Annotated in this window: 3 protein-coding genes; 1 reads left to right on the top strand and 2 read right to left on the bottom strand. The window is 49.6% G+C overall.

What is annotated here, in order from left to right:
* Positions 1-100: 100 nt before the first annotated feature.
* Positions 101-598: a metal-dependent hydrolase gene (locus tag ACP2WE_RS25950; protein WP_425218410.1), complete on the bottom strand. Its 498-nt coding sequence runs from the start codon at positions 596-598 to the stop codon at positions 101-103.
* Positions 599-615: 17 nt separating this feature from the next.
* Between ACP2WE_RS25950 and ACP2WE_RS25945 the strand changes: the two genes are divergently transcribed.
* Positions 616-1,614 carry a P-loop NTPase family protein gene (locus ACP2WE_RS25945; RefSeq protein ID WP_425218409.1) on the top strand — a complete coding sequence of 333 codons (999 nt, stop codon included), beginning with the start codon at positions 616-618 and terminating at the stop codon, positions 1,612-1,614.
* Here the strand turns inward: ACP2WE_RS25945 and ACP2WE_RS25940 are convergent.
* Entirely contained in the window at positions 1,576-2,394 is an 819-nt protein-coding gene (locus tag ACP2WE_RS25940; RefSeq protein ID WP_425218408.1) for an AAA family ATPase, read from the bottom strand. The genes ACP2WE_RS25945 and ACP2WE_RS25940 overlap by 39 nt on opposite strands.
* Positions 2,395-2,538 lie beyond the last annotated feature (144 nt).

Genomic DNA, 2,538 nt, shown 5'->3' with positions numbered 1-2,538 from the left:
GTACAGGCTTCTAGTCTTTCTTTGTCTTCTGGACTCATTGTTTTATAGGGCTTAACTTTGATCTATTATCCCACTCTGCTTTGCTAAGTATTTCTACTTATTACCTAATTGAGATGCTCCCGTTGCTAATCAAATTGCAACTGATGATGACGTTCGCGATCGCCACAGCAAGCAACCAATATTCCGCAGGCGAACCAGTCCTCAATCTGGCATTGGGATTGCCCGGTATGACCAGACGCGATGTTTTGGGATAGAAGGCTGCCACGCCTGTTTTTGTGAATACATCGCTAAACCATCCCATTGTGTAACCGAGGACGATCGCCAAATAATAGTTGAGGTCTATCCAGAAAAATGCTGGTAACGCGATCGCCGCGACGATCGTGGAGGCAATGAAGCTGTGGGTTATGGTTCTATGGGCGTAACGTCCCTCGATCCACTTGGCGATCGGGTAAAATACCAGTCCTGTATAGGATTTCGTCGTATCGATATCGGGCAATTGGGAACTCAATCCCGCCACTGCCAGCACGACTGGATCGGCTGTTCCCACTCCACAACTGACAACCGCGATCGCGATCGCGGCATGGGTCAAACTCATCATAAATTCACTCCCAAACTATGGCTGTTGCGATTTCTATCGGCTTTATTTTCCTGATGCTAGGGCTTTACAGCCTTTGGCAAGACCGTCGCGATCGCGGGAAAGAAATCGTTCTGCGTCCCCTAGAACGAAGCGAAAGAGTTCCCTCCTTTTCCCCTAGAACCAAAGCCGAAGTCTATCGCGGTGACATTCTAGAGGAGTTATCTAGGACTACGCTACATATTATGTTCGGGGTGATGAGTGGCGCTGGCAAAAGCACCAGCATGAAAGCAATTATTTGGAAGATCCACACCCAAAACCCAACTGCAAAATTTATCATCGTCGATCCAAAGACGACGGATTGGTTGGGACTGCAATTATTCGAGCGCACTGTTTTTTACCTGTCGGGTGACATCCTCAATCAATTGCTCCAGCTCAAACAGGCTGTAGCGATCGCTTATGACATCTTGGACGATCGCATTAGCAAAGGGCAAAGACTTTTAGAACTTGGTGGATCGCTTGGCGATCCAGAATTCGATATTTACCTCATCATTGATGAGTGGTTTGCGTTACACGATGCGCTCAAGAAACTACCTGCCAAACTCAAGGCAGAGCGCGGACTCAACGATATCCTCTTACATGTCAACGCTCTGATTGCCAAGGGCAGAGAGCATAGGATTCACGTTTTCCTAGTAGCACAAACCCACCTCTCCACCGAGACTGGAATTTCTACTGCAATGCGGCGATCGCTGGCATTGGTCGGACAAGGGAGGTTAACTCCCGATGGCGACGGCGGCTATGCTTCGATTGAAGGGATTATCAACGACAGTAACGTTTTCAAACATGGTGGTACTCGCAAATATTTAACGGAGTGCTTGCAGATCGCGATCGCCGAAGCAGGAAACTTACCTGTAATCATGACCACAATGGGTACGCCGAGAATCGGGCTGATAGGAGATCTATCCCACACGCACAGCCTAAAAATTACCGATTATGTCAGCCTACAATCGCGATCCGCTTCGGGCATTGGATCGCTGTAACACCACTCGCAACGATATTGCCACGACCATTGCGATCGCGCCAATGATATAGAGCGATTTGTTCCCGAGTCCCAGTCCGACAAAGCGCACGATCGCCACCAGAGATATCGCCGCAATTAAAAAAGGCGTGCCGTCGATGTACTCTAGGTGGTCGCCTGCCTCCCCATCGCCAATGGACAGCATTTCCTCGCGCACGACCCGCCGCGCCAGTTGAGGGTTTCCTCCCGATCGCTCCTGTAACGCCGCCAACCTAGACGCATCGATCCGAATGCCCATCTGTTCCGCTTCGTCCAGCACGATCGCGCGAACTTCCTCGAAATTGAGCGGCTGCAATGATATGCGGGGCATTTTTAAAAAAATATCTTTGCGGGGCGGTGTGGTGGCAAGCATCAATAACACGGCTCCGTCAGCCATGCAATCTTCGAGCCAGTAACGCAAGCTGACTGGATAACGGTGGGCATCGTCGCAGATCAGGCAAGTATTCGCAACGATCAGCCCCCCTGGAATGGCTCTTTTCATCTCGTCCACGGTAAAAGCCTTGCGGGTCTGCGGATCGTTGATTTCGATATTCAGTTGCTCTGCGATCGCGATCAGGGTATTTTTCACCGAACTTGAATATTCCGCGATCGCTACTTGCCAGCCGTTCGACTCAAGAGCGTCGCGCACGCCATAGGCGATGCAACTCTTACCCGATCCTTCTTCCCCTAGAATCAGTAACGATTGATTGGCGGTTATGGCAGCGATCGCCCGATCGATTTCCTTTTCCCGTAGTTGGCTCATGCACCTGAAGCTCCAAGCAAACATTATACCAATTTAAATTATATTGGCAACAGATAGGGCTTCCAAAATGAAAGGATATCCAGTAATCGATGCTATAACTTGGGGAGTTAATTCTGCTAGAAGTTGGTCTACCTTTTCCCTAAG

The sequence above is a fragment of the Tumidithrix helvetica PCC 7403 genome, assembly GCF_965232925.1.
GTDB classification, from domain to species: domain Bacteria; phylum Cyanobacteriota; class Cyanobacteriia; order Pseudanabaenales; family Pseudanabaenaceae; genus Tumidithrix; species Tumidithrix helvetica.
Note: the sequence above shows the minus strand (reverse complement) of the source record. Positions and strands in the feature narration are given on the sequence as shown.